Origin of the sequence: Streptomyces sp. NPDC006265 (assembly GCF_040613555.1) — a bacterium.
Classification (GTDB): Bacteria; Actinomycetota; Actinomycetes; order Streptomycetales; family Streptomycetaceae; genus Streptomyces.
On sequence record NZ_JBEXSH010000667.1, the window covers coordinates 1 to 5,151 of the forward strand.

Consider the following 5,151-nt stretch of genomic DNA (forward strand, 5'->3'; position numbering starts at 1 on the left):
GATCCCCGCAACTCCCTGAACTCCAGGGTGTTGCGGGGATCAGTAGAACCGGCCGTGTCCGCCCGGGGGCTTCGTCTTGCCCGGTCGCGAGATGCCCGGCCACCGGCGGGGGCCGCTGTCAGACCCCCGTGCCACCATCGATCCCATGGACAGGACCCGGCGGATGCGGCTCGCCAAGGACGTCATGGACCGGGACTGGGCCGACCCCGAGCTGGGCCTGGACACCGTCGCCGCGCACGCCGGGTACTCGCGGTATCACTTCATCCGCGCCTTCAAGGAGGCCTACGGCGAGCCCCCCGGCCAGTACCTGACGCACCGCCGTATAGAGCGGGCCGAGGACCTGCTGCGCACCGCGAACCTGTCGGTGACGGAGATCTGTCACCTGGTCGGCTTCAGCAGCGTGGGCACGTTCTCGGCCCGCTTCAAGGCCTGGACCGGGCTGACACCCAGCGAGTACCGCACGAAGCACGTGGGCCGGGGGGTCGCCCTCATACCCGGCTGCTACGCCATGCTCTGGGCCGGCGGCTTCCGTTCCGCGCCCGGCGCCGGCGAGAAGCGCAATTCCGGAGAAGCGGGCTGACACCCCCGCTGCCTACCGTGGCAGGGCAGGCACAACCGGCCGCAGCAGCGGAGTCAGAGCAGGAGCACGCCATGATCAAGGGTCTCGCCATCTCGACCGTCTGGGTCCTCGACCAGGACCGGGCCAAGAAGTTCTACACGGAGAAGCTGGGCCTGGAGGTCCGTACGGACATGACCATGGGCGAGGGCGGCATGCGCTGGCTCACGGTCGGCTCGCCGAACCAGCCCGACGTCGAGCTGACACTGATGGTGCCCGGCGGGCCCGCGATGGACCCCGAGTCCGCCGAGATGCTCCGCAAGCTGGTGACGAAGGGGGCGCTCGGCGCGGGCGTGCTGACCACCGACGACATCCAGGGCGACTACAAGAAGCTCAAGGACCGGGGCGTGGAGTTCCTCCAGGAGCCGCAGGAGCGCCCGTACGGCACGGAGGCGCTGCTGCGCGACGACTCGGGCAATTGGTTCTCGTTCACCCAGCCCCGCGAGGGCGGACTCGACATGGACCAGGACTGGTCCTGCTGATCCGCCGCACCCCCCCCTCACGACCCCGGCAGCATCGGGTAGCTCCCCGTGTTCGTCGGCGCGTGCTCCGGCAGCCACAGCACGGCGACCGCACCCTCGGCCGGAAGGCGCTCCGGCGTCCCGGGGGTGCGGACGTTGCGGAAGGTCAGCCGGGCGCCCAGCACCCGGGCCTGCCCGGCCGCGATGGTCAGGCCGAGACCGTGGCCGTGCCCGGCCCGGTCCACGCTGCCGGTGCGGAAGCGGCTCGGCCCCTCGGCGAGCAGGTTCTCGGGGAAGCCCGGGCCGTGGTCGCGCACGCGGATGACCCGGCCCTCGACGCTGACCTCGATGGGTGGCTTGCCGTGCCGGGCCGCGTTGGCCAGCAGGTTGAACAGGACGCGCTCCAGGCGGCGCGGGTCGGTGGTGACCTCCGACTCGTGCACGATGCGCACCTTGATGGCCGGATCCTTGGCCGCCACCCGCCGGGCGACGAACTCGCCCAGCATGATGTCCTGCAGCTCCGCCCGCTCGGAGGCCCCGTCCAGCCGGGCCACCTCCAGCACGTCCTCGACCAGCGTGCGCATGGCCTTCGCCCGGTCCAGCACCAGCTCGGTCGGGCGCCCGGGCGGCAGCAGTTCCGCCGCGGTCAGCAGCCCGGTCACCGGGGTGCGCAGCTCGTGCGCGATGTCGGCGGTGACCCGCCGCTCGGCCTCGATGCGCTGCCGCAGCGCGTCCGCCATGGCGTCCACCGCGCTCGCCAGATCGTCCGTCTCGTCCCGCACGACCCCGCCCATGGCGTCCCGCACGCGCACGTCCGTCTCGCCGCCCGCGAGCTGGCCCGCCGCGAGGGCAGCCTTGCGCAGCCGCCGCGACAGGTGCCCGCCGATGAGCACCCCGAGCGCGCTGCCGCCGAGGACGACCGCGATGGAGCCGATGAGCAGGGCCTGATCGAGGTCCTGAAGGATGTCCGAGCTGCGGTCGGTGAAGCCTGAGTGCAGCGACATCACCTGCCCGTTCTTCAGCGGCACGGCGGCCCATATGTCGGGCACCTCGCCAGGCCGGTCCGCCACGTACGTCGCCCGCTGGCCCGCCTCGACCCGGTCCCGCAGCGCATGCGGCAGATCCGGGTCGTTGATCTTGGTGTTGGGGAAGTTCATCCGCCCGGACAGCTCGAAGTTGCGCTGGGCGATCATGATCCGCTCGTCGGCGAGGTCACGCGCGTTGTCCAGCATCGAGACCCGGGCGGCGTTGTGCACGACGAGGCTCAGTGCGATCGCCACCAGCGCGCCCACCAGCGCGATGGCCGCGCTCAGCTTCCATCTGAGGCCCGTACGGATGCCCGCACGCTCCAAGCCAGCGGCGACCAGGCGCCGGAAGTGCCCCCTCATACCCCTGCCCCTGCTCAGGCCTTCAACTTGTAACCGAAGCCGCGGACCGTCTCGATCCGGTCCTGGCCGATCTTCTGCCGCAGCCGCTGCACGTGCACGTCGACGACGCGGGTGTCCCCGCCCCAGCCGTAGTCCCACACCCGCTCCAGCAGCTTGTCGCGGGAGAGCACCGTGCCCGGCGCGGAGGAGAACTCCAGCAGCAGCCGCATCTCGGTCGGCGTCAGCGCCACCGGCTGCCCGGCGCGGCGGACCTCCATGCCCTCGGTGTCGACCTCCAGATCCCCGAAGGCCAGCACGCCACCGCTCGCCGGGGCCTCCGGCTCCTCGCCCCGGCCACCGCCGGCGTGCCCGAAGCGGCGCAGCACCGCGCGGATCCGGGCGACCAGGACGGCACCGTCGAACGGCTTGGTCACATAGTCGTCGGCGCCCGCTTCCAGGCCCAGCACGACGTCGATGGAGTCGGCCCGCGCCGACAGCATGATGACCGGCACGGTGGACTCGTCGCGGATACGGCGGCACAGGCTGACACCGTCGAGGCCGGGGAGCATGACGTCCAGCAGCGCGATGTCGGGGCGGTCCGCCCGGAACGCCTCCAGGCCCGACAGCCCGTCGGGCATGGCGGTGACCACGAAGCCGTCCCGTTCAAGGGCGAGCTGCGTGGCCTCGCGGATGACGTCGTCGTCCTCGACGAACAGGACGTGGGTCTGGTCTGCCATCCCGGTGCTCTCAGTCCTCTGTGGTCCGTGGGGGTGCGTTCTCCTGCTGAGACGCACGGTCCCGGCGATGCGTTCACCGAGGGATCGGTCCGACCGGCCCGATCGGTTCACGCGGCCCTCCGCGCGCGTCAGCTCGCGGGCACCGGCGTGGCGCTGTCGCCGGCGACCTTCCCGTAGTCGTTGTGTGTGCGGTACTTCTCGGCGAAGTGGCCGGCGGCCCATCTGTACGTGATCACGTTCTCCCCGGAGGGACTCGACACCGGGTCGCCCTTCTCGTACACCTGCTTGGTCACCACCAGGTCCCCGCGGTCGATCTCCGCGTAGACCGGGGGCTCCTCCGCCTTGAACACGTTCTCGTACGAGCCGTCCTGCTCGCGGTACACGTAAGTGCCCACGCCCACCGCGTCACCGCAGGTCAACACGTTGACCACGACGTCGTCCGCCGAGTTTTTCGTCAGGTTGCCGTAGGAGACGTCGACCGGGTACTCGTCGGCGACGCACGGCTTCAGCTCGCGCTTCACCTCGGGTGCGACCTTCGGATCGTCCTTGATGAGCTTGACCGCGTTCACGGTGTCGGGCGACTTCGACGGCGCGGCGGACGGTGTGGCGGCGGCGCCCGCCACCCGAGTCGGCGTCCGCGTACTCCCGCATGATCAGCGCCGGGGCCCGCCCCTGGCGCAGCAGCCCCGACATCGTGCGCATCGGTCCGTCGACGTGGTGGAAGAACGCCTTGAAACCGGCGCACAGGTGGTTGAGGCCGGGCTCGCCGTCCGTGGCGGTGTCGAAGCGGTCCTTGGGGCAGCCGCCGTGGCAGGCGAATCGGACGTCACAACCGAGACACTGGCCGGGCAGAGTGTCGTACTTGTCCTGACCGAACTTCCGCTGCCGCGGCGAGTCGATCAGCTCCAGCAGGTGCCGGTCGCCGATGTTGCCGAGCAGGTGTTCCGGCTCGACGAAGTGGTCGCAGGAGTACAGGTCCCCGTTGTGCTCCAGGGCGAGGGCGTTTCCGCAGGTCCTGGAGTGCACGCACAGCGAGGGCGGCTCTCCGTGCCAATTGGCCAGCGCCACGTCGAACATCTGCACGTAGACCCGGCCGACATCGTGCCGTACCCAGTCCTCGAAGACGTCGATGAGGAATCGGCCGTACTGCTGCCCGGTGACCGACCGGTCGGTGACGTGGTCGCCCCCCTGCCGGTACAGGGGCCGCTGTGAAGCGCGATCCCCCCAGCCCTCGTTGGCCAGGGGCAGGTCGTGCGCGGTGGCCCGTTCCACGATGGGGATGAACTGCATGTGCTCGGCGCCGCAGTCGTCGCGCAGGAAGGCGTAGACCTCGCGTCCGTGACCGGCGTTGGCGTCGTGCAGGGTGGTCAGCGCGTTCCATCGGACGGCGTGCTCGCGCAGGTGGTCCAGTCCCCGCAGGACGCGGTCGAAGGTGGGCTTGCCGCCCTTGTCGACCCGGTAGGTGTCGTGCAGTTCGCGCGGGCCGTCGATCGACAGCCCAACCAGGAAGCCGTTGTCGCGGAAGAAGCGGGCCCACGCGGCGTCGATGAGTGTGCCGTTGGTCTGGACGGTGTTCACGATCCGCTGGCCCGGGCGGGCATGGCGTCGCTCGTACTCCACGGACCTGCGGAAGAAGTCGAGGCCCATCAGCAGGGGCTCACCGCCCTGCCAGGCCACCGTCACCTCGGGTGCCGGTCCGTGCGCCTCGATCAGTTGCCGGATGTAGTCATCCAGCAGCTCGTCCGCCATACGGAACCTGCTGCCTTCGTAGAGCAGTTCCTTGGACAGGAAGAAGCAGTAGGTGCAGTCCAGGTTGCAGATCGCCCCGGCCGGTTTGGCCAGCAGATGGAAGGTCCGGCGCCGGACGGTCGGATCGGGCAGCTCCACGGTGCTCATGGGGCCCAGGATGGAACGCTCGCACCGTCTCCCGCGTCACCCGTGCGGGGCGACGCGGGCGAACGCGGGTCGGT

General features: G+C 70.5%; 4 protein-coding genes and 2 pseudogenes. 2 read left to right on the top strand and 4 right to left on the bottom strand.

What is annotated here, in order from left to right; genetic code table 11:
* The first annotated feature begins 145 nt into the window (after positions 1 to 145).
* Together ABZ281_RS36925 and ABZ281_RS36930 are read left to right on the top strand one after the other, a co-directional pair.
* Complete coding sequence (locus tag ABZ281_RS36925; protein ID WP_356662412.1) at positions 146 to 580, top strand: helix-turn-helix transcriptional regulator; 435 nt, start codon at positions 146 to 148, stop codon at positions 578 to 580.
* Between the two features lie 71 nt (positions 581 to 651).
* On the top strand, positions 652 to 1,098 hold the full coding sequence (locus ABZ281_RS36930; RefSeq protein WP_356662413.1) for a VOC family protein: 447 nt from the start codon (positions 652 to 654) through the stop codon (positions 1,096 to 1,098).
* Between the two features lie 17 nt (positions 1,099 to 1,115).
* Here ABZ281_RS36930 and cseC read toward each other — a convergent pair whose 3' ends face one another.
* The 4 genes and pseudogenes from cseC to ABZ281_RS36950 form a co-directional block, all read right to left on the bottom strand.
* The gene (gene cseC / locus ABZ281_RS36935) at positions 1,116 to 2,465 is read right to left on the bottom strand and encodes a two-component system sensor histidine kinase CseC (RefSeq protein WP_356662414.1); all 1,350 of its coding nucleotides are present in this window, start codon (positions 2,463 to 2,465) and stop codon (positions 1,116 to 1,118) included.
* Between the two features lie 14 nt (positions 2,466 to 2,479).
* Complete coding sequence (cseB, locus tag ABZ281_RS36940; RefSeq protein ID WP_356662415.1) at positions 2,480 to 3,181, bottom strand: two-component system response regulator CseB; 702 nt, start codon at positions 3,179 to 3,181, stop codon at positions 2,480 to 2,482.
* Between the two features lie 128 nt (positions 3,182 to 3,309).
* Positions 3,310 to 3,804: pseudogene (locus tag ABZ281_RS36945) on the bottom strand (hypothetical protein); the annotation flags it as partial.
* A 76-nt stretch (positions 3,805 to 3,880) separates the two neighbouring features.
* Positions 3,881 to 5,077: pseudogene (locus ABZ281_RS36950) on the bottom strand (anaerobic sulfatase maturase); the annotation flags it as partial.
* Positions 5,078 to 5,151: the final 74 nt, after the last annotated feature.